The following is a 20,998-nucleotide window of genomic DNA, read 5'->3' as shown; positions in this document are numbered from 1 at the left end:
CGGATCAGCGGCGCCGCCTCAGTCGGCGGCGTCGCTGATGCCCAGCCGCAGATGCTCCACGTGGTACACGGCCTGGTCGAGCAGCTCGGCGACATGATGGTCGTGCAGCGCGTAGACCACTGAACGGCCCCGCCGCTCGCCCACGACCAGGCCCAGATTGCGCAGCAGCCGCAGCTGGTGCGAGCAGGCCGACTGCTCCATGCCCACCTCGGCGGCCAACTCCGTGGCCGGCAGCGGGCCTTCGCGCAGCCGCGCCAGGATCAGCAGCCGGGAGGGCGTGGACAGGGCCTGGAGCGTGGTGGCTACCTTCGCGACGTTGTCCGCGTCCAGGCGTACGCGCTCGGCGGCTTCCTGCACGGGGGTGACGGCTCCATGACCCATGCCGTCATCGTACCGGCCCCGTGCGAACACATGAATGAATCTTCATCTATACCGGTCCGGCGGCGGGGAGGGGCACGTCGATGTCGGATTCTCGCCAGCCCCGCACCGTCCCGTGCCGGATGCTGGACCCATGCAGATGGGGATGCACACCGACACCGAGCGCTGCGTACGCGCCGTCCGGTCCAAGGACGCGCGGTTCGACGGCTGGTTCTTCACGGCCGTCCTGACCACCGGCATCTACTGCCGTCCCAGCTGCCCGGTGGTGCCGCCCAAGCCGGAGAACATGGTCTTCCACCCCAGCGCGGCGGCCTGTCAGCAGGCCGGGTTCCGGGCCTGCAAGCGCTGTCGGCCCGACACCAGCCCCGGCTCCCCGCAGTGGAACCAGCGAGCCGACCTCGTGGCCCGCGCCATGCGGCTGATCGCCGACGGCGTCGTGGACCGCGAGGGCGTGCCCGGCCTCGCCGGACGGCTCGGCTACAGCACCCGGCAGGTCGAGCGGCAGCTCCTCGCCGAGCTGGGCGCGGGCCCCCTCGCGCTCGCCCGCGCCCAGCGCGCCCAGACGGCCCGGCTGCTCATCGAGACGACCGCCCTGCCCATGGCGCAGATCGCCTTCGCCGCCGGCTTCGCCTCGATCCGCACCTTCAACGACACGGTCCGCGAGGTCTTCGCCCTGCCCCCGAGCGAGCTGCGCGCCCGCGCCCCGAAACGGCAGGGCGCCGGCACCCCCGGAGCGCTCTCCCTGCGGTTGCCGTTCCGCGCCCCGCTCAACCCCGACAACCTCTTCGGCCACCTCGCCGCGACGGCCGTACCCGGGGTGGAGGAGTGGCGCGACGGCTCCTACCGCCGCACCCTGCGCCTGCCGTACGGCCACGGCATCGCGGCCCTCACCCCGAACCCGGACCACATCGCCTGCCGCCTCACCCTCAGCGACCTGCGCGATCTGACCGTCGCCATCAGCCGCTGCCGCCGCCTGCTCGACCTGGACGCCGACCCCGTCGCCATCGACGACCAGCTCCGCACCGACCCGGTCCTCGCACCACTGGTCGACAAGGCGCCCGGCCGGCGCGTGCCGCGCACGGTCGACGAGGCCGAGTTCGCCGTCCGGGCCGTGCTCGGGCAGCAGGTCTCCACGGCCGCCGCGCGCACCCACGCGGCCCGCCTGGTCACCGCGCACGGCGAACCGGTCGAGGACCCCGAGGGCGGCCTCACCCACCTCTTCCCGGCCCCCGAGGCCCTCGCGGCGCTGGACCCCGAGTCGCTGGCGATGCCCCGCACCCGCCGCACCACCTTCACCACGCTGGTCCACCGGCTCGCCGACGGCGAGCTGCGCCTCGGCGTCGAGAGCGACTGGCCGCAGACCCGCGCCCAGCTCCTCGCGCTGCCCGGCTTCGGCCCCTGGACGGTGGACGTCATCGCCATGCGGGCCCTGGGCGACCCCGACGCCTTCCTCCCCACCGACCTCGGCATCCGCCGCGCCGCCCGGGAACTGGGCCTGCCGTCCACACCCGCCGCGCTCACCGCACGCGCCGCCGCCTGGCGCCCCTGGCGGGCCTACGCGGCCCAGTACCTCTGGGCGACCGACAGCCACCCGATCAACTTCCTTCCGGTATAGGGACGTCCGATGAAGCAGCACACCGTGACCGACAGCCCGTACGGCCCGCTCACCCTCGTCGCCGAGGACGGCGTCCTGTGCGGCCTCTACATGACCGACCAGCGCCACCGCCCGCAGCAGGAGACCTTCGGCACCCGCGACGACACCCTCTTCGCGGAGACGGAGGAGCAGCTGAAGGCCTACTTCGCGGGCGAGCTCGAGGAGTTCACCGTCGAACTGCGCCTGACCGGCACCCCGTTCCAGCGCGCCGTCTGGGAGGAACTGCGCCGCATCCCCTACGGCGAAACCCGCACCTACGGCCGGCTCGCCGACACCCTCGGCACCCCCACCGCCTCCCGCGCGGTCGGCCTCGCCAACGGCCGCAACCCCATCGGCATCATCGTCCCCTGCCACCGCGTCATCGGCGCCAACGGCAGCCTGACCGGCTACGGCGGTGGCCTGGAACGCAAGCAGCGCCTGCTGGACTTCGAGCGCGGGGCGGCCTTGTTCCAGCGGGGCGCGGCCTTGTTCTAGGGGGTGCCCACGAGGCCCCGCAGCAGCTCCGGCAGCGCCGTGCCGATGGGATCGCGGACGATCTCGTCGGCACGGTCGTCGTACGGGGTCGGCTCGGCGTTGACGATGACCAGACGGGCGCCGTGGTCGGCGGCCACACCGGCGAGACCGGCGGCGGGCTGTACCTGAAGGCTCGTGCCGACGGCGACGAAGACCTGGCAGGCCTTGCTGACGGCGGCTGCCTCACCGAGGACGACGGGGTCGAGCCGCTCACCGAACACCACCGTCGCCGGCTTCAGGATCCCGCCGCACTCCAGGCACGGCGGGTCCTCCTCACCGGCCTCGACCCGGGCCAGCGCGTCCGCCATCGGACCGCGGGCGTGGCAGCCGGTGCACACGACACCGCGGGCCGACCCGTGCAGCTCGAACACCTTGCGGGCCGGCATCCCGGCGAGCTGGTGCAGCCCGTCCACGTTCTGCGTGATCACCCGCACCGGCACCCCGGACCGCTCCAGTTCCGCCACCGCCCGGTGCGCGGCGTTGGGCTCGGCCCGCAGCGCCCCCGTCTCGCGCCGCATCAGCCAGGAGCGGCGGCGGATCTCGGCATCGCCCATGTAGTACTCGTACGTGACGAGCTTCTCGGCCTCGGGATCCCGCCGCCACAGCCCGTTCGGCCCGCGGTAGTCCGGGATCCCGGAGTCCGTGCTGATGCCGGCACCGGTGAGCAGGGCGACGAGCGGTTTGGTCATGCGACCGACAGTAGGACAGGCCACGGGGCGGCGACGAGCGGTTGCCGAACGGGACGCGGAGGGGTGAGCGGCCGGACCGGTCAGAACACCCGCCGGCCGTTCTCCAGCTCCGCCGTGCCCGACCCGTCCGCCAGCACGTCCAGTGCGGCCAGGACACGGCCGCCGAGGGTGCCCGGCAGATACTCGGCCAGCTCCTCGCGCGGGACCAGGCGCCAGGACAGCAGCTCCTCCTCCTGGAGGCGGATCGCCTTGAACTCGTTCTCGCTCAGCACCCCGCCGTCGTACAGGTACGCCACCAGCGGCGGGCGGCCCGTGCCGTGGACCCAGTCCACCGCCAGGAGCCGGCCGGGTTCCCGGTCCAGGCCGATCTCCTCGGCCGTCTCGCGTCGCGCACCCTGCCGCGGGGTCTCGCCGGTGTCGGACTCGACGGTGCCGCCGGGCAGCACCAAGCCCTCCCGGTAGTTGGGCTCGACGAGCAGCACACGGCCCTCGCCGTCCCGGAAGAGCGTGGCGGCGCCGGCCAGGACGCGGGGCAGGGAGGCGATGTAGGCGGCGTAGTCAGGAGAGGTGGTCATCGGTGCAGGGTATCCACCGGGGCCCGCCGCATCCCCCCGTGCGTCAGGCCGGCGGCGCCTCCGCCAGCCGCAGCGTCCGTTCCGCGGCAAGCAGTACTGCAACGGTGCCTGTCCAAACCCGCGCCCGCACCGCTACCTGACCCTGGCGTCAAAGTCCCGTACAAGCACGGGACTTGAAGCCGCCTGGTTTCAGCCTGCGAACGTTTCTGGTTGCCAATCGTGTGAGAAGTATTGACGTCATTCATGGGATGTCTAGCATTCCCTCGATCGATACTTCGACCCGTGTTCGACATGCCGGACAGATCCGGGCGGCCCCTGGCGGGGAAGGCCGGAGTCGCTTGCTCAAGGATGACGAGGTCCTTATGCGCGGACGTAGTTCCAACCGCAGGCGCCCGTCGGTGGTGCTCGCCGCCGTGGTCGCGGCCCTGGCCGCGTTGGCGGCGCTGCTTGTCGCCGGCCCGGCCCAGGCGGCCACCACCCGCGCCGTGCGCGGTGTCGCTTCCGGCAAGTGTCTCGATGTGTCGGGCGTCAGCCAGACCGACGGCGCGAACGTGCAGATCTGGGACTGCCACGGCGGAACCAACCAGCAGTGGACGCTGACGGACAGCAGCCAGCTGACCGTGTACGGCAACAAGTGCCTGGATGCCCGGGGTGGCGGCACCACGGCCGGGACCCAGGTCCAGATCTGGACGTGTACCGGCACTGACAACCAGCAGTGGCGGGTCAACCCCGACGGCACGATCGTCGGCGTGCGGTCCGGGCTGTGCCTGGAGGTCTCGGGCTGGGGCAAAGCCAACGGCACGGAGGCGCGGCTCTGGTCGTGCACCGGCGGCGCCAACCAGAAGTGGACCGGCCTGTCCGGGGCGAGCAACGCGTGTGCCCTTCCGTCGGCCTACCGGTGGACCTCGTCGGCTCCGCTGGCGCAGCCGTCGAACGGGCAGGTCGCGCTGAAGGACTTCACCACCACCATGTACAACGGCAAGCACCTGGTCTACGCGACCACCTCCAACGGAACGTCGTGGGGCTCGATGGGGTTCAGTCCCTTCACGAACTGGTCGGACATGGCGACGGCCGGCCAGACCCAGATGAACGAGACCGGGGTGGCGCCCCAACTGTTCTACTTCGCGCCCAAGAACGTCTGGGTGCTGGTGGACCAGTGGGGTCAGTGGCCGTTCTACTACCGCACGTCCAGCGACCCCACCAACCCCAACGGCTGGTCCGCCAGGCAGCCCCTGTTCACCGGCAGCCTCCCCGCCGGTGACGGCGGCGGCCCGATCGACCCGACCATGATCGGCGACGACCAGAACATGTACCTGTTCTTCGCCGGTGACAACGGCAAGATCTATCGGGCGAGCATGCCGATCGGGAACTTCCCGGGCAACTTCGGCTCCTCGTACACGACGATCATGAGCGACGCAAACAAGGACCTTCTGTTCGAGGCACCGGAGGTCTACAAGGTTCAGGGCCAGAACCAGTACCTCATGATCGTTGAGGCGCAGGGTTCGAACCGCTACTTCCGCTCGTTCACCGCCTCCGGCCTGAACGGTCCGTGGACCGTCCAGGCCGGCAGCGAGAGCAGCCCCTTCGCGGGCCAGGCCAACAGCGGTTCCACCTGGGCCCAGGGCGTCAGCCACGGTGACCTGGTCCGCGTCAACCCCGACCAGAACAAGGCCATCGATCCCTGCAACCTGCAGTTCCTCTACCAGGGCCTCCCCAAAGACATACCGGCGGGCACCGACTACCCGAGCCTGCCGTACCGGCCGGGCCTGCTCACCCTGCAGCGCTGACCCGCCTGGGACACGGTGATCGCGACGTGGTGCGGTCCGCCGACGCGTTGACGAGCTGTTCACCGCGTGGGCGATACCACCGGCACTCCACAGTCGAGTCATCCTGACCACCGCAACCAAGCGGTGCCACGATTTCGGGCGCGTCCAGCGCTGAGCCCACTCGGGCCGACGAATGAGAAAGATGGTGAAATGGGCAGTCGAACAACGGTGATCGGCATGGTCACCGTCCTCATGGCCGGTTTACTGATCGTGATCGGAGCGCCGGCGGCGCAAGCCGCCACTGTGGACACGAACGCCTGGTACGTACTGATGAACCGCAGCAGCGGCAAGGCCCTCGACGTCTACAACTCCTCCACCGCCGACGGCGCCAGCGTCGTCCAGTGGACCCGCACCAGCGCCAACAACCAGCAGTTCCGGTTCGTGGACTCCGGCGACGGCTACTACCGGATCAAGGCGCGGCACTCGGGCAAGGTGATCGACGTGTCCAGCTGGTCGACAGCCGACGGTGCCGCCATCCACCAGTGGACCGACCACGGCGGCGCCAACCAGCAGTTCCGGTTGGCCGACTCCGACAGCGGCTACGTCCGGCTGATCAACCGCAACAGCAACAAGGCGGTCGAGGTGCAGAGCGCGGCGACCGACGACGGCGCCGACGTCGTGCAGTACAGCGACGGGGGTGGCACCAACCAGCAGTGGCAACTCGTCCAGGCGGATGCGGGCACCGGCACATGCACGCTGCCGTCGAAGTACCGGTGGACATCGACCGGCCCGCTGGCGGAGCCGAAGGCGGGGTGGGCCTCGCTCAAGGACTTCACCAGCGTCGTCCACAACGGCAAGCACGTCGTCTATGCCACGACGCACAACACCCTCGCCGGTGACGATGGGCGCTGGGGATTGACGACCTTCAGCCCCTTCACGAACTGGTCCGACATGGCCACCGCCACCCAGAACACGATTCCTTTCGATGGCATCGCGCCGACGCTGTTCTACTTCGCCCCGAAGAACCTCTGGGTGCTCGCCTACAACGGGGCTTGGCCATACAGCTTCGGCTACCGCACTTCGAGCGACCCCACCAACCCCAACGGCTGGTCCGCGCAGCAGGAGCTGTTCACGGGCACCCTCCCGAAGGGCGGCCCCCTCGACGTGACTCTCATCGGCGACGACACGAACATGTACATGTTCTTCGCCGACGATGAGGGCGGCATCTACCGCGCCAGCATGCCGATCGGCAACTTCCCGGGCACCTTCGGTTCGTTCACGAAGATCATGAGCGACACGCCGCTCAACCTGTTCGAGGCGCCGGAGGTCTACAAGGTCCGGGGTCAGAACCAGTACCTCATGATCGTCGAGGCCCAGAACTACACGGGGTATGGCCGCTACTTCCGCGCGTTCACGGCCACCGGCCTCGACGGCACGTGGACACCGCAGGCCGGGGCCGACACCGTGACCAACCCCTTCGCCGGCAGTGCCAACAGCGGCGCGACGGCCTGGACCAAGGACATCAGCCACGGGGATCTGGTTCGCACCAACCCCGACCAGACCAAGACCATCGACCCTTGCAATCTGCAGTTCCTCTACCAGGGGCGCGACCCCAGCACCGACGGCGGGGACTACGGTCTCCTGCCGTACCGGCCGGGCGTGCTGACACTGCAGCGCTAGCCGGTGGCGTGACACAGGTCCGGCTCCGGTGTTCCTGACGTCCGCGGGCAACGACGCACACCGAACCGGGCCCGGAGCCTGGCTGAACCATGCCTCGACACACCGTCAGGCCCTGCCCACCCGACAACGTGACTACGTCCACCCGTGGCCGGCCAGTGCTTTCACTGCGAGAGGGCCGGGCATGCCCGCCCGCTGTGGGAGCGGTCGCGGACAGCCGGCTGCGTACAGGTTCCTCACCACGCCGTTCCGCCAGTAGGTCATGTGCCCGCCGATGCCAACGGGGCGACACGGCAGCCGAGTTGCCGACCCGAACGGCGACCAGCCCCGCCAGATTCAGCACTCACTCGCAGAAGAGGACGACTGCATGAGAAAGCCTTGGATACTGTCCCTCATCACGCTGGTCATGGCCGCGCTCGGGATGACGGCAGCAGGTGTGGCACCTGCCTCCGCCGCCTCGAACACGCCCTTGCGGGTCATGCCGTTGGGCGACTCCATCACCTGGGGCGTGGGAAGCAGCACGGGTAACGGCTACCGGGGTCCGTTGTGGGACATGCTCGCGGCGGACGGCCATCCGCTGGACTTCGTCGGCACGTTGCGGGGCGGCTCGATGTCCGACCCCGACAACCAAGGTCACCAGGGATACAGGATCCACCAGATCGCCGAACTCGCCGACGCCTCGCTGACCCGCTACCGGCCCAACGTCGTGACGCTGATGATCGGCACCAACGACCTGGCCGGGAGCTATCAGGTCTCCACCGCCGCCGACCGGCTGAAGTCGCTGGTCAACCAGATCACCGCCGACGTCCCCGACGCGACCGTCCTCGTGGCCTCCCTGGTCGTGTCCACCAGCGGCTCGGAGGAGCAGTACCGTGCCGCGTACAACCAGGCCATCCCCCAGATCGTGAGCGAGGCGCAGTCAGCGGGCAAGCACGTCGCATACGTGGACATGAGCAGCCTGACCACGGCCGACCTTGCCGACGCCCTGCATCCCAACGACGCGGGCTACCAGAAGATGGCCGACGCCTTCCACCGCGGCATCCAGTCCGCGGACAGCGCCGGGTGGCTGAGGAACCCCGCCCCCGCCCCCGCACACGTGCAGTCCGGCACCGCCGGCAAGTGCATGGATGTCAGCGGCTTCGGCACTGCCAACGGGACCGCCGTCCAGATCTGGAGCTGCGGCGACAGCATCAACCAGTACTGGTCCGCCTACACCGACGGCACCCTGCGCTCCATGGGCAAATGCCTCGACGCCGCCGGCTTCGGCACGGCCAACGGCACCAAGGTGCAGCTCTGGGCCTGCCACGGCGGCTCCAACCAGATCTGGCAGCCCTACAACGGCGGCTACCGCAACCCCGCCTCCGGCCGCTGCCTCGACGATCCCGGCTTCGCCACCACCGACGGCACACAACTCCACCTCTGGGACTGCCACGGCGGCTCCAACCAGAAGTGGACCACGCTGACCGCAGGATGACCCCCACTACCGGGACCGGAGCCCCGCCCCGGTCCCGGGATTCGAGGGCCGCTCCTGGACCGGCCGGCATCACCACATCACCCTGGTCACCGCCGCCCACGCGTTCCTGACCGAGCAGCGCCTGACCCCAAAAGCCGATACAGCGAACTCACCCCCTACCAGATCCTCCACGCCATCCAAGAATGACGTCCGATACATCGGACTTTCGACTCTCGGTCCCCTTACCAGTGAGGAAGTTGATCTCGTATGTCCTGGCTCCAACACCCCCACAGCCGCCGGAGAGTCATGGCGGTCACCGCCGGCCTGGTCGCGGGCGCCACGCTGCCGGCGATGCGCGCGGCGGCGGCCACGACGGCCCGGCAGGAGCGGTTCAGCAACCCGGTGATCTGGCAGGACTTCGCCGACCTCGAGGTCATCCGCGTCGGCGACACGTACTACTACACCGGCTCGACCATGCACTTCTCGCCGGGCGCGCCCGTCCTGCGCTCCTACGACCTGGTCAACTGGGAGTTCATCGGCCACTCGGTGCCGGTCCTCGACTTCGGCGACGCGTACGACCTCAAGGGCGGACGGGCGTATGTCCAGGGCATCTACGCGTCCTCGATGCGCTACCGCCCCAGCGACAAGACCTTCTACTGGGTGGGCCAGATCGGCTGGCAGCGGTCGTACGTATACAGGGCCACCAACGCGGCGGGCCCCTGGACCCGGCACGCCGAGATCGGCAGCATCTACTACGACGCGGGGCTGCTCTTCGACGACGACGGCACCCCGTACGTGGCGTACGGCGCCAACGAGATCCGCGTCGCGCAGCTCTCCCCGGACATGCGCACCGAGGTCAGGTCCGAGCACGTGCTCACCAAGCCCGACGACATGCACCTGATGGAGGGCTCCCGCTTCTACAAGATCAACGGGAACTTCTATATCTTCGTCACCCGCCCGCCCAACGGACAGTACATCTGGAAGTCGACCTCAGGCCCCCTCGGTCCGTACGAGATGCGGGAGGTGCTGTTGAACCTGCCCGGCCCGATCCCCGGCGGGGGCATACCGCACCAGGGCTCGCTGGTCGACACACCGAACGGCGACTGGTACTACATGGGCTTCATCGACGCCTATCCCGGCGGCCGTGTCCCAGCCCTGGCCCCGGTCACCTGGGACGCCGCCGGCTGGCCCGAGCTCCAGACCGTCGACGGCACGTGGGGCGAGACATACCCCTACCCTCTCCCCCCGCACCCGCTCCCGCCGATGACCGGCGCCGACACTTTCGAGGGTACGGCGCTGGCGCCACACTGGGAGTGGAACCACAACCCCGACACCGGCGCGTTCACCGTCAAAAACGGTCTCACCCTCAGGACCGCCACCGTCACCGACGACCTCTACAGCGCCCGTAACACCCTCACCCGCCGCATCCAGGGCCCCGCCTCCACCGCGACCGTGGTACTCGACTGCTCCGGAATGGCGGACGGCGACCGGGCCGGGCTGGCGATGCTGCGGGACTCCTCCGCCTGGATCGGCGTCACGCGGCTAAACGGCGTCAGCCGGCTGGTGATGTTCGACGGCCTGACCATGGACACCAGCTGGAACACCAGCAGCACCGGCACCGAGCAGGCCCGCGCCGACCTCCCCGCGTCCGGCAGCCGCGTCTGGCTGCGCGCCGCCGCCGACATCAGCCCGGGGCCGGGCCGCCAGGCGACGTTCTCCTACAGCACCGACGGCACCACCTTCACCCGGCTGGGCCCGGCTTTCACCATGAACGAGAGACCTCACTTCTTCATGGGCTACCGCTTCGCCGTCTTCAACCACGCCACCAAGGCCCTCGGCGGCAAAGTGCGGGTGGAACGCTTCGAGTTGCGCGCGTGCCCGCCGGCGGCGCAAGCGGGCCCTGTGGACACGAACGCCTGGTACGTCGTGGTCAACCGCAACAGCGGCAAGACCCTGGACGTGGCGGGCGTGAGCTCCGAGGACGGCGCCGCGGTCACGCAGTGGGGCCGGTACGACGGGACCAACCAGCAGTTCCAGTTCGTGGACTCCGGTGACGGCTACTACCGGTTGAAGGCGAGGCACTCCGGTAAGGTGCTGGACGTCTCCGGCTGGTCGACGGCCGACAACGCCGCCATTCACCAGTGGAGCGACCACGGTGGCGCGAACCAGCAGTTCCGGTTGGCGGACTCACCGGACGGATACGTCCGGTTGATCAACCGCAACAGCGGGAAGGCCGTCGAGGTACCGGGCTTCTCCTCCGCCGACGGGACCGGCATCGTCCAGTACTCGGACTGGGGCGGCGTGAACCAGCAGTGGAAGCTCGTCCGCGTCGGCTTCGTGGGCTCGCGCTCCTGCTGACACCGGTATTCGCGCCCGAGGCCGCACGGCCGACAGCGAGGTCCGAAGAACAATGAACAACCCTGCTTCACATGACCTGACGGCCGGCGGCATCCCCGCCGGGGTCGTCGGCGAGTACGACGGATGCGGTGATCTTCTTGCCCACGGGCGCTCGGTGGACGCAGAAGGTCTGGGACACCGCCATGACGATCTCCAGGCCGTGTTGGCCGATCCGGTCCGGGTCGGCGGCCTGGACCGACCGGTGTGCGCGGGGGCCATGGTTACGTCTACCCGCTCCGGCGGCCGGGGGCGCGTCGTCCGCGGGTTGGGCAAATACTGACGGCCGGGGCGTGCGCCGGTTAAGGTCGCAGCGGCGCGACTGGCCTTGACATGCGTGAGGGCCCGGAGAGCAAGGGGAGTGCAAGTGGCGGACGCTGCAGTGAGCGGCACCCGGACGACACAGCGGGTGCTCGTCGCCGCGGACAAGTTCAAGGGGTCGCTGACGGCCGTCGAGGTCGCCGAGCGGGTCACGGCCGGACTGCGCCGGGTCCTGCCCGGCCTCGAAGTCGAGGCGCTGCCCGTGGCCGACGGCGGCGACGGGACCGTTGCCGCGGCCGTCGCGGCCGGATTCGAGCGCCGGGAGGTACGGGTCGCCGGTCCCCTCGGCGACGAGGTGACGGCGGCGTACGCGCTGCGCGAGGGCACCGCGGTCGTGGAGATGGCCGAGGCGAGCGGGCTGCAACGGCTGCCCGCCGGGGTCTTCGCCCCGCTCACGGCGTCCACGTACGGCTCCGGCGAGCTGCTGCGGGCCGCGCTGGACGCGGGCGCCCGCACGATCGTCTTCGGGGTCGGCGGCAGCGCCACCACCGACGGCGGCGCCGGGATGCTGTCCGCGCTGGGCGCCCGGTTCCTGGACGCCGAGGGTGAGCCGGTGCCTCCGGGCGGCGGCGGACTGGCCGAACTGGCCACGGCCGACCTGTCGGGACTGGACCCGCGCCTCAGCGAGGTCGAGCTGGTCCTCGCGAGCGACGTCGACAACCCGCTGACCGGCCCGAAGGGTGCACCCGCGGTCTACGGTCCGCAGAAGGGCGCCTCGCCCGACGACGTGGCGGCCCTGGACACCGCCCTCGCGCACTTCGCGAAGGTGCTGGAGGGCGCGACGGGCCCCAAGGCCGCCGAGTACGCGGCGTCGCCGGGTGCCGGCGCGGCGGGCGGCATCGGCTACGGCGCCCTGCTGCTGGGCGCCCGGTTCCGCCCCGGCATCGAGGTGATGCTCGACGTCCTGGGCTTCGCACCCGCGCTGGACCGCGCCGACCTGGTCATCACCGGCGAGGGCTCCCTCGACGAGCAGACCCTGCACGGCAAGGCCCCGGCCGGCGTCGCCGCGGCGGCCCGTGCCGCGGACAAGGACGTCGTGGCGGTCTGCGGCCGCCTCGCACTGCCGCCCCAGATCCTGGGCCGGGCCGGCTTCCGCCGGGCCTACCCCCTCACGGACGCGGAACCGGACGTGGCGAAGTGCATCGCCGAGGCGGGTCCCATCCTGGAGCGGGTCGCGGAGCGGATCGCCAGGGACTTCCTGACCTGAGCCGCGCGCCGGTCGTCCCAGGCACGAAAAAGGCCCCGAGCTCTCGGCTCGGGGCCTTCTTCCTGGTGGTACGGCCGCTACTACGGCAGCTGCGCCGCCCGTGCCTCGCGGCGGTTGCCGCGGAAGTTGTTCACCCGGCGAGCCGTCGCGAACAGCGGGATCACCGCGCCCATGACCAGCTGGAGCGCACACCCCGTCTGGAGCAGCAGCTGGCCGCTCGGCGCGTCGAAGGCCCAGGCGGCCATCAGACCCATGCCCAGCACGATCCACGACAGCATCGCCACGGCGAGCCGGCCCCGCGGCTTCGGGTACTCCACGCGGCTCACCATCAGCCACGCCGTCCCCAGGATCGCCAGCAGCGTCGCCACGAAGGGCAGCTCCAGCAGCACGATGGACACGACCGTCAGTGCGCCGAACGGCGACGGCATGCCCTGGAAGGTGCCGTCCTTGACCGTGACGCACGAGAACCGGGCAAGCCGTAGCACCACCGCCAGCAGCACCACGATCGCCCCGACCGCCGCGACCCGCTGGTACGCGCCCTCCGCCACCATGCCGTAGACGAGGACGAAGTACGCCGGCGCCAGGCCGAAGCTGATCAGGTCGGAGAGGTTGTCCAGCTCGGCGCCCATGGGGGAGGAGCGCAGCTTGCGCGCCACCAGGCCGTCGAACAGGTCGAAGACCGCCGCGCACAGCATCAGGATGACCGCCGTGGCCGCGCTGCTGCGCGCCATGCCGGACTCCTGGCTGCCCATGAGGTCGGGGATCAGGATGCCGGTGGTGGTGAAGTACACCGCCATGAAGCCGCACGTGGCGTTGCCGAGCGTCAGCGTGTCCGCTATCGACAGACGAAGAGAGAGAGGCATCTCCTCTTCTTCGTCGACCTCGTCGGCCTCCGGGACCCAGCCGGCCTTGGTATCAGGATCAATCACGGTCAATGCGAGTCACCCCAGCCACGGTCTTCTGACCCACCTCGACCGCGACCTCCACGCCCTCGGGCAGGTAGAGGTCGACACGCGAGCCGAAGCGGATCAGGCCGATCCGCTCGCCCTGCTCGACCTTCGTGCCCTGGGGCAGGTAGGGGACGATGCGACGGGCGACCGCGCCGGCGATCTGGATCATCTCGATGTCGCCGAGCTCGGTGTCGAAGTGCCAGACGACACGCTCGTTGTTCTCGCTCTCCTTGTTGAAGGCGGGAACGAAGCCACCGGGTACGTGCTCGACCGACGTCACCGTGCCCGCGAGGGGCGCGCGGTTGACATGGACGTTCAGCGGGCTCATGAAAATCGCGACGCGCGTGCGGCCGTCCTTCCACGGCATGATGCTCTGCACCACACCGTCGGCGGGCGAGATGACCCGGCCCTGGGTGATCTCGCGCTCGGGGTCGCGGAAGAACCACAGCATTCCCGCCGCGAGCGCGGTGGCGGGAACGGCGACGGCCTTGGCGGCGCCGGAGCGCCGGGCCCGGGCCAGACTGAGGGCTGCGGTGGCGACGGTCGGAAGGAGCCACGGCGATGCTCCGCGCGCGAGGCGTACGCCGGCCCGGCTGTCGCGTGGTGCAGAGGTTTGGCTGTGGGGCATGGATGACCTTCGTAGCGGATGATGCCGCACTCTGACGGGGGACGGCGGCTTTCCGGCGATCGTAGCGGCTCGGAGCCGTAACTGGGTAAGCCAGGCTGCCGAGTCGGCGGCAGAAGAGTGTTCACGGGGTGTGATCTTCTTCTCCAAGAAAACACCCCGTATCCGGACATCTAGCCCTGGAATCGATACTCTTCGAGCAGCCGCCTGCCGATGATCATTTTCTGGATCTCGGCGGTACCTTCACCGATGAGCAGCATCGGAGCCTCACGGTAGAGGCGCTCGATCTCGTACTCCTTGGAGAAGCCGTAGCCGCCGTGGATACGGAAGGCGTCTTCGACGACCTCCTTGCAGTACTCGGAGGCGAGGTACTTCGCCATCCCGGCCTCGAGGTCGTTTCGCTCCCCGGAGTCCTTTTTGCGTGCTGCGTTCACCATCATCGCATGGGCGGCCTCGACCTTGGTAGCCATCTCGGCCAGCTTGAACTGGATCGCCTGGTGCTGGGCGATCGCCTTGCCGAAGGTGTGACGCTGCTGCGCGTACTGGACGCCCAGTTCGAACGCACGCTGAGCGACGCCACAGCCACGCGCCGCCACGTTGACGCGGCCGACCTCGACGCCGTCCATCATCTGGTAGAAACCGCGGCCGGTGACCCCGCCGAGCACGCGATCGGCCGGAATCCGCAGGCCATCCATGATGAGCTCGGTGGTGTCGACCCCCTTGTAGCCCATCTTGTCGATCTTGCCGGGGATCGTGAGGCCGGGGCGCACCTCGCCGAAGCCGGGCTCCTTCTCGACGAGGAAGGTCGTCATCGACTTGTGCGGCGCGGTGCCCTCGGGGTGACCTTCGTCACTTCTGACCAGAACGGCCACCAGAGACGACGTTCCGCCGTTCGTCAGCCACATCTTCTGGCCGTTCAGGACGTACTCCTCGCCGTCCTTCACCGCCTTCGACGTGATGGCCGAGACGTCCGAGCCCAGGCCCGGCTCCGACATCGAGAACGCGCCCCGGATGTCGCCGGCCGCCATCCTCGGCAGGAAGTGGTCCTTCTGCTCCTGCGTGCCGTGCTGCTTGAGCATGTACGCCACGATGAAGTGGGTGTTGATGATGCCGGACACCGACATCCACCCGCGGGCGATCTCCTCCACGCACAGCGCGTAGGTCAGGAGCGACTCGCCAAGACCCCCGTACTCCTCGGGGATCATCAGGCCGAAGAGGCCCAACTCCTTCAGTCCGTCGACGATCTGCTGCGGGTACTCGTCGCGGTGCTCCAGCTCCGTGGCGACCGGAATGATCTCCTTGTCCACGAAGTCCCGGACGGTGGACAGGATCTCCTGCTGGATGTCGGTCAGACCGGCGGTCTGGGCGAGTCGCGCCATGGCTACTTCTCCTGCTCCCTGAGCTCGGGGCGGCCGGGCTGCTCGCCGCCGCGCTCCTTGATGTACGTCTCGGTCGGCACCATCACCTTGCGGCGGAACACGCAGACCAGCGTGCCGTCCTGCTTGTAGCCCTGGGTCTCGACGTAGACGATTCCGCGGTCGTTCTTGGACTTCGACGGCCACTTGTCGAGCACGGTGGTCTGGCCGTAGACCGTGTCGCCGTGGAAGGTCGGCGCCACGTGCTTCAGCGACTCGATCTCCAGGTTGGCGATCGCCTTACCGGAGATGTCCGGCACGGACATGCCGAGCAGCAGCGAGTAGATGTAGTTGCCCACGACGACGTTCTTGCCGAAGTCCGTCGTCTTCTCCGCATAGTTCGTGTCCATGTGGAGCGGGTGGTGGTTCATGGTGAGGAGACAGAACAGGTGGTCGTCGTACTCGGTGACCGTCTTTCCCGGCCAGTGCTTGTACGTCGCCCCGACCTCGAACTCCTCGTAGGTGCGCCCGAACTGCATCGCGCTCAGCCCTCCGGAATCTCGAACTTGCTGGTGCGCTGCATGCCCGCCGCGCGGCCCTTGCCGGAGATGACGAGCGCCATCTTGCGGCTGGCCTCGTCGATCATCTCGTCGCCGAGCATCGCCGAGCCCTTCTTGCCGCCCGCCTCGGACGTGTAGTAGTCGTACGCGTCCAGGATCAGCTCGGCGTGGTCGTAGTCCTCCTGCGACGGCGAGAAGATCTCGTTGGACGCCTCGACCTGGCCCGGGTGCAGCACCCACTTGCCGTCGAAGCCGAGCGCGGCGGCGCGCTGGGCGACCTCGCGGTAGCCGTCGATGTTGCGGATCTGCAGGTAGGGGCCGTCGATCGCCTGGAGGTTGTTGGCGCGGGCGGCCATCAGGATCTTCATCAGGATGTAGTGGTAGGCGTCCGCCGGGTAGCCGGGCGGCTGCTCGCCCACGACCAGCGACTTCATGTTGATGGACGCCATGAAGTCGGCCGGGCCGAAGATGATGGTCTCGACGCGCGGGGAGGCCTGCGCGATCTCGTTGACGTTGTTCAGGCCCTGCGCGTTCTCGATCTGCGCTTCGATGCCGATCTTGCCGACCTCGAAACCCATCGTCTTCTCGATCTGCGTCAGCAGCAGGTCCAGGGCGACGACCTGCTGGGCCGTCTGCACCTTGGGCAGCATGATGCAGTCGAGGTTCTGGCCGGCGCCCTCGACGACCGTGACGACGTCGCGGTAGGTCCACTCGGTCGTCCAGTCGTTGACGCGCACGACCCGCGTCTTGCCCGTCCAGTCGCCCTCGTTGAGGAACTTCACGATGGTGTGCCGCGCCTCGGGCTTGGCGAGCGGCGCGCACGCGTCCTCCAGGTCCAGGAAGACCTGGTCCGCCGGGAGGCCCTGCGCCTTCTCCAGGAAGCGGGGGTTGCTTCCCGGCACCGCGAGACACGAGCGGCGGGGACGCAGACGGTCAAAAGGGTGTGCGGCGGAGCCGCTCGCTGGAAGGGCGGCGGTGGGAGACGGGTGGGCGGTCATGCGGGGACCTCCAGGGGGTCGAGCTTGTTCGCTTTCCGGATCTCGTCGACGATGCGGCCGATGATTCCGGTGATGTCGAAGTCCTTCGGGGTGAAGACCGCGGCCACTCCGGCTGCCCTGAGCTGCTCGGCGTCACCATTCGGGATGATGCCACCGGCGATCACGGGGATGTCTGTGGCACCGGCCACACGCAGCCGTTCGAGGACGTCCGGCACCAGTTGGGCGTGCGAGCCGGACAGGATGGACAGGCCCACCGCGTGCACGTCCTCGGCGAGGGCCGCGTCCACGATCTGCTCCGGCGTCAGCCGGATGCCCTGGTAGACCACCTCGAAGCCGGCGTCCCGGGCGCGCACCGCTATCTGCTCGGCGCCGTTGGAGTGCCCGTCCAGGCCCGGCTTGCCGACCAGGAAGCGCAGCTTGCCCACGTTCAGGTCCTTGGCCGTGAGCTCGACCTTGCGGCGGACCACGGCCAGCGCGCTGCCCTCCTCGACCGGAACGGCCACCGGCGCCGAGGAGACACCCGTGGGCGCCCGGAACTCGCCGAACACCTCGCGCAGGGCCCCGGCCCACTCGCCGGTCGTCGCCCCGGCGCGCGCGCACTCCAGGGTGGCCTCCATGAGGTTCTCGTCGCCGCGCGCGGCCTCCTTCAGCCGCTCCAGGGCCTTGCACGGCCGCGGGTGGTTGAAGGGCGGCTGGTAGCGGCTGTCGCGCCACTGCTCCAGCCCGGCGATGACCCGGGCCTCGACCGCCGGGTCCACCGTCTGGATCGCGGTGTCCAGGTCGGCGGTCAGCGGGTTCGGCTCGGTGCCCTCGAAGGCGTTCACACCGATGATCTTCTCCTGGCCCGACTCGATCCGCCCGCGGCGCTCGGCGTGCGAGGCGACCAGTTGCGACTTGAGGTAGCCGGACTCGACGGCCGCCATCGCGCCGCCCATCTCCTGGATGCGGTCGATCTCGGCGAACGACGCCTCGACCAGCTGCTCCACCTTCGCCTCGATCACCTTCGAGCCCTCGAAGATGTCCTCGTACTCCAGCAGGTCGCTCTCGTACGCCAGCACCTGCTGGATGCGCAGCGACCACTGCTGGTCCCAGGGGCGGGGCAGCCCGAGGGCCTCGTTCCAGGCGGGGAGCTGCACGGCACGCGCGCGGGCGTCCTTGGAGAGGGTGACGGCCAGCATCTCCAGCACGATCCGCTGGACGTTGTTCTCCGGCTGCGCCTCCGTCAGGCCCAGGGAGTTGACCTGGACGCCGTAGCGGAAGCGGCGCTGCTTGGCGTTCTCGATGCCGTAGCGCTCGCGGGTGATGCGGTCCCAGATGCGGCCGAACGCCCGCATCTTGCACATCTCCTCGACGAAGCGGACGCCCGCGTTCACGAAGAACGAGATGCGTGCCACGACGTCGCCCATGCGCTCCTGCGGCACCTGGCCGGAGTCGCGCACGGCGTCGAGGACGGCGATCGCGGTGGACATCGCGTACGCGATCTCCTGGACCGGCGTGGCGCCCGCCTCCTGCAGGTGGTAGCTGCAGATGTTGATCGGGTTCCACTTCGGGATGTGGGAGACCGTGTACGCGATCATGTCCGTCGTCAGGCGGAGGCTCGGCCCCGGCGGGAAGACGTGCGTCCCGCGGGACAGGTACTCCTTGACGATGTCGTTCTGGGTCGTGCCCTGGAGCTTGGTGATGTCCGCGCCCTGCTCCTCGGCGACAACCTGGTAGAGCGCCAGCAGCCACATGGCGGTGGCGTTGATCGTCATCGAGGTGTTCATCTGCTCCAGGGGGATGTCCTGGAACAGCCGGCGCATGTCACCGACGTGCGCGATCGGCACGCCGACCCGGCCGACCTCGCCGCGGGCGAGGATGTGGTCGGAGTCGTAGCCGGTCTGCGTCGGCAGGTCGAACGCCACCGACAGACCTGTCTGGCCCTTGGCGAGGTTGCGCCGGTACAGCTCGTTGGACGCCTCGGCCGTGGAGTGACCGGCGTACGTGCGCATGAGCCACGGCCGGTCCTTTTCCTTTTGTGCCTGCGTCTGAGGGCGCTCTGTGCCGGAGCCGACGTTCCTCAGCCCGCGGTCGCTTCGCTCCCTCGTCTTCGTCTCTTTCGGCTCCGACGCGCCCTCAGACGCAGGCACGGGCTCCCGCACACCTTCGGCGGGCTGACGCTCAGTCATCTATGACCCCGGGTGTCTCAGATGTTGCGGAAGCGGTTGATGGCGTCGATGTGCTTGGCGCGCTTCTCGTGGTCGCGCACGCCCAGGCCCTCCTCGGGGGCCATGCAGAGCACGCCGACCTTGCCCTGGTGGAGGTTGCGGTGCACGTCGAACGCGGCCTGGCCGGTGTCCTCGAGGGAGTACACCTTCGACAGGGTGGGGTGGATCTTGCCCTTCGCGATGAGCCGGTTGGCCTCCCAGGCCTCGCGGTAGTTGGCGAAGTGCGAGCCGATGATCCGCTTCAGCGACATCCACAGGTAGCGGTTGTCGTACTCGTGCATGTAGCCCGAGGTCGAGGCGCAGGTGGTGATGGTGCCGCCCTTGCGCGTGACGTAGACGCTCGCGCCGAAGGTCTCGCGGCCGGGGTGCTCGAAGACGATGTCGATGTCCTCGCCGCCGGTGAACTCGCGGATGCGCTTGCCGAAGCGCTTCCACTCCTTCGGGTCCTGGGTGGTCTCGTCCTTCCAGAACTTGTAGCCCTCGGCGCTGCGGTCGATGATCGCCTCGGCGCCCATCGAGCGGCAGATCTCCGCCTTCTGCTCGCTGGAGACGACACAGATCGGGTTGGCGCCGCCGGCCAGCGCGAACTGGGTGGCGTAGCTGCCGAGTCCGCCGCTCGCGCCCCAGATCAGGACGTTGTCGCCCTGCTTCATGCCGGCGCCGTTGCGGGAGACCAGCTGCCGGTAGGCGGTGGAGTTGACCAGGCCGGGGGCGGCGGCCTCCTCCCACGACAGGTGGTCGGGCTTGGGCATCAGCTGGTTGGACTTGACCAGGGCGATCTCGGCGAGGCCTCCGAAGTTGGTCTCGAAGCCCCAGATGCGCTGCTCGGGGTCGAGCATCGTGTCGTTGTGGCCGTCGCTGGACTCCAGCTCGACGGACAGACAGTGCGCGACGACCTCGTCACCGGGCCGCCAGGCGTTGACGCCCGGGCCGGTGCGCAGGACGACGCCCGCGAGGTCGGAGCCGATGATGTGGTACGGCAGGTCGTGGCGCTTGGCCAGCTCGTTGGTGCGGCCGTAGCGCTCCAGGAAGCCGAAGGTGGACAGCGGCTCGAAGATCGACGTCCACACGGAGTTGTAGTTGACCGAGGAGGCCATGACGGCCACCAGCGCCTCGCCCGGGCCGAGCTCGGGCACCGGAACCTCGTCCAGGTGGATCGACTTGCGGGGGTCCTTGTCGCGCGTGGCGAGTCCGGCGAACATCTCCGTCTCGTCCTTGTGCACGGTGATCGCGCGGTACGACTCGGGGATCTGGAGGGCGGCGAAGTCCTCCGACGTGGAGTCGGGCGACTGGATCGCGGCCAGGATGTCCTTAACGGTCACGGTGTTGCCTCCGGCGGTGAGCGCCCTGAGGGAGGGGCGCCGATGGTTACGTCGGTGCTGCTGAGGTTGAGGGTGTGCCGTCGGTTCGGCGGTGGTGCTGATCGGCAGCGCTGGTTGGCGCGGGAGGTTGCCTGTGACGCAGGCGCCCGGGCGGGCAAGCGGGTGAGCTTGCCGGGACGTCGCTCGGACCTCTTCAACGTATGACACCGCGTGTCACCCCGCAAGGCACTGAGTGCCAGAACTTGATCTCAGATGAAATCTTTGCGTAACACATGAGCGATGATCGATCGAACGGGCTCTTCAGGGGCCTGCAAAACGGCCCCTGACATGCCAAAACGGCCACCCCGAGGGGTG

Annotated in this window: 17 protein-coding genes and 3 pseudogenes; 9 read left to right on the top strand and 11 right to left on the bottom strand. The window is 69.2% G+C overall.

Annotated elements, in window-relative coordinates; genetic code table 11:
• Positions 1-18: 18 nt before the first annotated feature.
• The gene (locus tag HDC93_RS02720; RefSeq protein ID WP_142157517.1) at positions 19-381 is read right to left on the bottom strand and encodes a metalloregulator ArsR/SmtB family transcription factor; all 363 of its coding nucleotides are present in this window, start codon (positions 379-381) and stop codon (positions 19-21) included.
• 142 nt (positions 382-523) lie between these two features.
• On the opposite strand from HDC93_RS02720, the gene HDC93_RS02715 reads away from it, so the two are divergent.
• Together HDC93_RS02715 and HDC93_RS02710 are read left to right on the top strand one after the other, a co-directional pair.
• Entirely contained in the window at positions 524-1,993 is a 1,470-nt protein-coding gene (locus HDC93_RS02715) for an AlkA N-terminal domain-containing protein (protein WP_185006965.1), read from the top strand.
• Positions 1,994-2,002: 9 nt separating this feature from the next.
• Positions 2,003-2,506, top strand: a complete 504-nt coding sequence (locus HDC93_RS02710; protein ID WP_185006736.1) for a methylated-DNA--[protein]-cysteine S-methyltransferase — start codon at positions 2,003-2,005, stop codon at positions 2,504-2,506.
• Here HDC93_RS02710 and HDC93_RS02705 read toward each other — a convergent pair.
• Both HDC93_RS02705 and HDC93_RS02700 read right to left on the bottom strand, forming a co-directional pair.
• Positions 2,503-3,234, bottom strand: coding sequence for a Sir2 family NAD-dependent protein deacetylase (locus HDC93_RS02705; RefSeq protein ID WP_185006734.1), 732 nt, complete (start codon positions 3,232-3,234; stop codon positions 2,503-2,505). The two genes, HDC93_RS02710 and HDC93_RS02705, sit on opposite strands and share 4 nt — an antisense overlap.
• Before the next feature lie 80 nt (positions 3,235-3,314).
• Positions 3,315-3,809 carry an NUDIX hydrolase gene (locus HDC93_RS02700; RefSeq protein ID WP_185006732.1) on the bottom strand — a complete coding sequence of 165 codons (495 nt, stop codon included), beginning with the start codon at positions 3,807-3,809 and terminating at the stop codon, positions 3,315-3,317.
• Between the two features lie 362 nt (positions 3,810-4,171).
• On the opposite strand from HDC93_RS02700, the gene HDC93_RS02695 reads away from it, so the two are divergent.
• The 6 genes and pseudogenes from HDC93_RS02695 to HDC93_RS38065 all read left to right on the top strand — a co-directional run bounded on the left by HDC93_RS02695 (position 4,172) and on the right by HDC93_RS38065 (position 11,063).
• Positions 4,172-5,596: a non-reducing end alpha-L-arabinofuranosidase family hydrolase gene (locus HDC93_RS02695; protein WP_185006730.1), complete on the top strand. Its 1,425-nt coding sequence runs from the start codon at positions 4,172-4,174 to the stop codon at positions 5,594-5,596.
• Between the two features lie 189 nt (positions 5,597-5,785).
• The gene (locus HDC93_RS02690) at positions 5,786-7,255 is read left to right on the top strand and encodes a non-reducing end alpha-L-arabinofuranosidase family hydrolase (RefSeq protein WP_221516118.1); all 1,470 of its coding nucleotides are present in this window, start codon (positions 5,786-5,788) and stop codon (positions 7,253-7,255) included.
• Between the two features lie 364 nt (positions 7,256-7,619).
• Positions 7,620-8,726: a ricin-type beta-trefoil lectin domain protein gene (locus tag HDC93_RS02685; protein WP_185006727.1), complete on the top strand. Its 1,107-nt coding sequence runs from the start codon at positions 7,620-7,622 to the stop codon at positions 8,724-8,726.
• Between the two features lie 40 nt (positions 8,727-8,766).
• Positions 8,767-8,907: pseudogene (locus HDC93_RS02680) on the top strand (IS701 family transposase); the annotation flags it as partial.
• Positions 8,908-8,972: 65 nt separating this feature from the next.
• Positions 8,973-10,574, top strand: a pseudogene (locus HDC93_RS02675) (glycoside hydrolase 43 family protein); the annotation flags it as partial.
• A complete protein-coding gene (locus HDC93_RS38065) occupies positions 10,551-11,063 on the top strand; it encodes an RICIN domain-containing protein (protein WP_398983615.1) in 513 nt (170 codons plus the stop codon). The pseudogene HDC93_RS02675 and the gene HDC93_RS38065, both read left to right, overlap by 24 nt.
• A 67-nt stretch (positions 11,064-11,130) precedes the next feature.
• Here the strand turns inward: HDC93_RS38065 and HDC93_RS02670 are convergent.
• Positions 11,131-11,295: pseudogene (locus HDC93_RS02670) on the bottom strand (ATP-binding protein); the annotation flags it as partial.
• A gap of 213 nt (positions 11,296-11,508) precedes the next feature.
• Between HDC93_RS02670 and HDC93_RS02665 the strand changes: the two are divergent.
• Positions 11,509-12,627, top strand: coding sequence for a glycerate kinase (locus tag HDC93_RS02665; protein ID WP_185006961.1), 1,119 nt, complete (start codon positions 11,509-11,511; stop codon positions 12,625-12,627).
• 80 nt (positions 12,628-12,707) lie between these two features.
• Here HDC93_RS02665 and pssA read toward each other — a convergent pair whose 3' ends face one another.
• The 7 genes from pssA to ccrA all read right to left on the bottom strand — a co-directional run bounded on the left by pssA (position 12,708) and on the right by ccrA (position 20,644).
• Entirely contained in the window at positions 12,708-13,490 is a 783-nt protein-coding gene (gene pssA / locus HDC93_RS02660; protein ID WP_185006959.1) for a CDP-diacylglycerol--serine O-phosphatidyltransferase, read from the bottom strand.
• Positions 13,491-13,548: 58 nt separating this feature from the next.
• On the bottom strand, positions 13,549-14,205 hold the full coding sequence (locus HDC93_RS02655) for a phosphatidylserine decarboxylase (protein ID WP_030843916.1): 657 nt from the start codon (positions 14,203-14,205) through the stop codon (positions 13,549-13,551).
• Between the two features lie 170 nt (positions 14,206-14,375).
• On the bottom strand, positions 14,376-15,581 hold the full coding sequence (locus HDC93_RS02650; protein ID WP_185006723.1) for an acyl-CoA dehydrogenase family protein: 1,206 nt from the start codon (positions 15,579-15,581) through the stop codon (positions 14,376-14,378).
• Between the two features lie 2 nt (positions 15,582-15,583).
• Positions 15,584-16,096 (bottom strand): MaoC family dehydratase, encoded by a 513-nt coding sequence (locus HDC93_RS02645; protein WP_185006721.1) that lies wholly within the window; start codon positions 16,094-16,096, stop codon positions 15,584-15,586.
• A gap of 5 nt (positions 16,097-16,101) precedes the next feature.
• Entirely contained in the window at positions 16,102-17,115 is a 1,014-nt protein-coding gene (locus HDC93_RS02640) for a CoA ester lyase (protein WP_260419354.1), read from the bottom strand.
• Positions 17,112-19,178 carry a protein meaA gene (locus tag HDC93_RS02635; protein WP_260419384.1) on the bottom strand — a complete coding sequence of 689 codons (2,067 nt, stop codon included), beginning with the start codon at positions 19,176-19,178 and terminating at the stop codon, positions 17,112-17,114. Before HDC93_RS02635 ends, HDC93_RS02640 begins: the two co-directional genes overlap by 4 nt.
• 122 nt (positions 19,179-19,300) lie before the next feature.
• Entirely contained in the window at positions 19,301-20,644 is a 1,344-nt protein-coding gene (gene ccrA / locus HDC93_RS02630; protein WP_185006717.1) for a crotonyl-CoA carboxylase/reductase, read from the bottom strand.
• Positions 20,645-20,998 lie beyond the last annotated feature (354 nt).

The organism is Streptomyces sp. AK010 (genome assembly GCF_014207295.1).
GTDB classification, from domain to species: Bacteria; Actinomycetota; Actinomycetes; order Streptomycetales; family Streptomycetaceae; genus Streptomyces; species Streptomyces massasporeus.
Note: the sequence above shows the minus strand (reverse complement) of the source record. Positions and strands in the feature narration are given on the sequence as shown.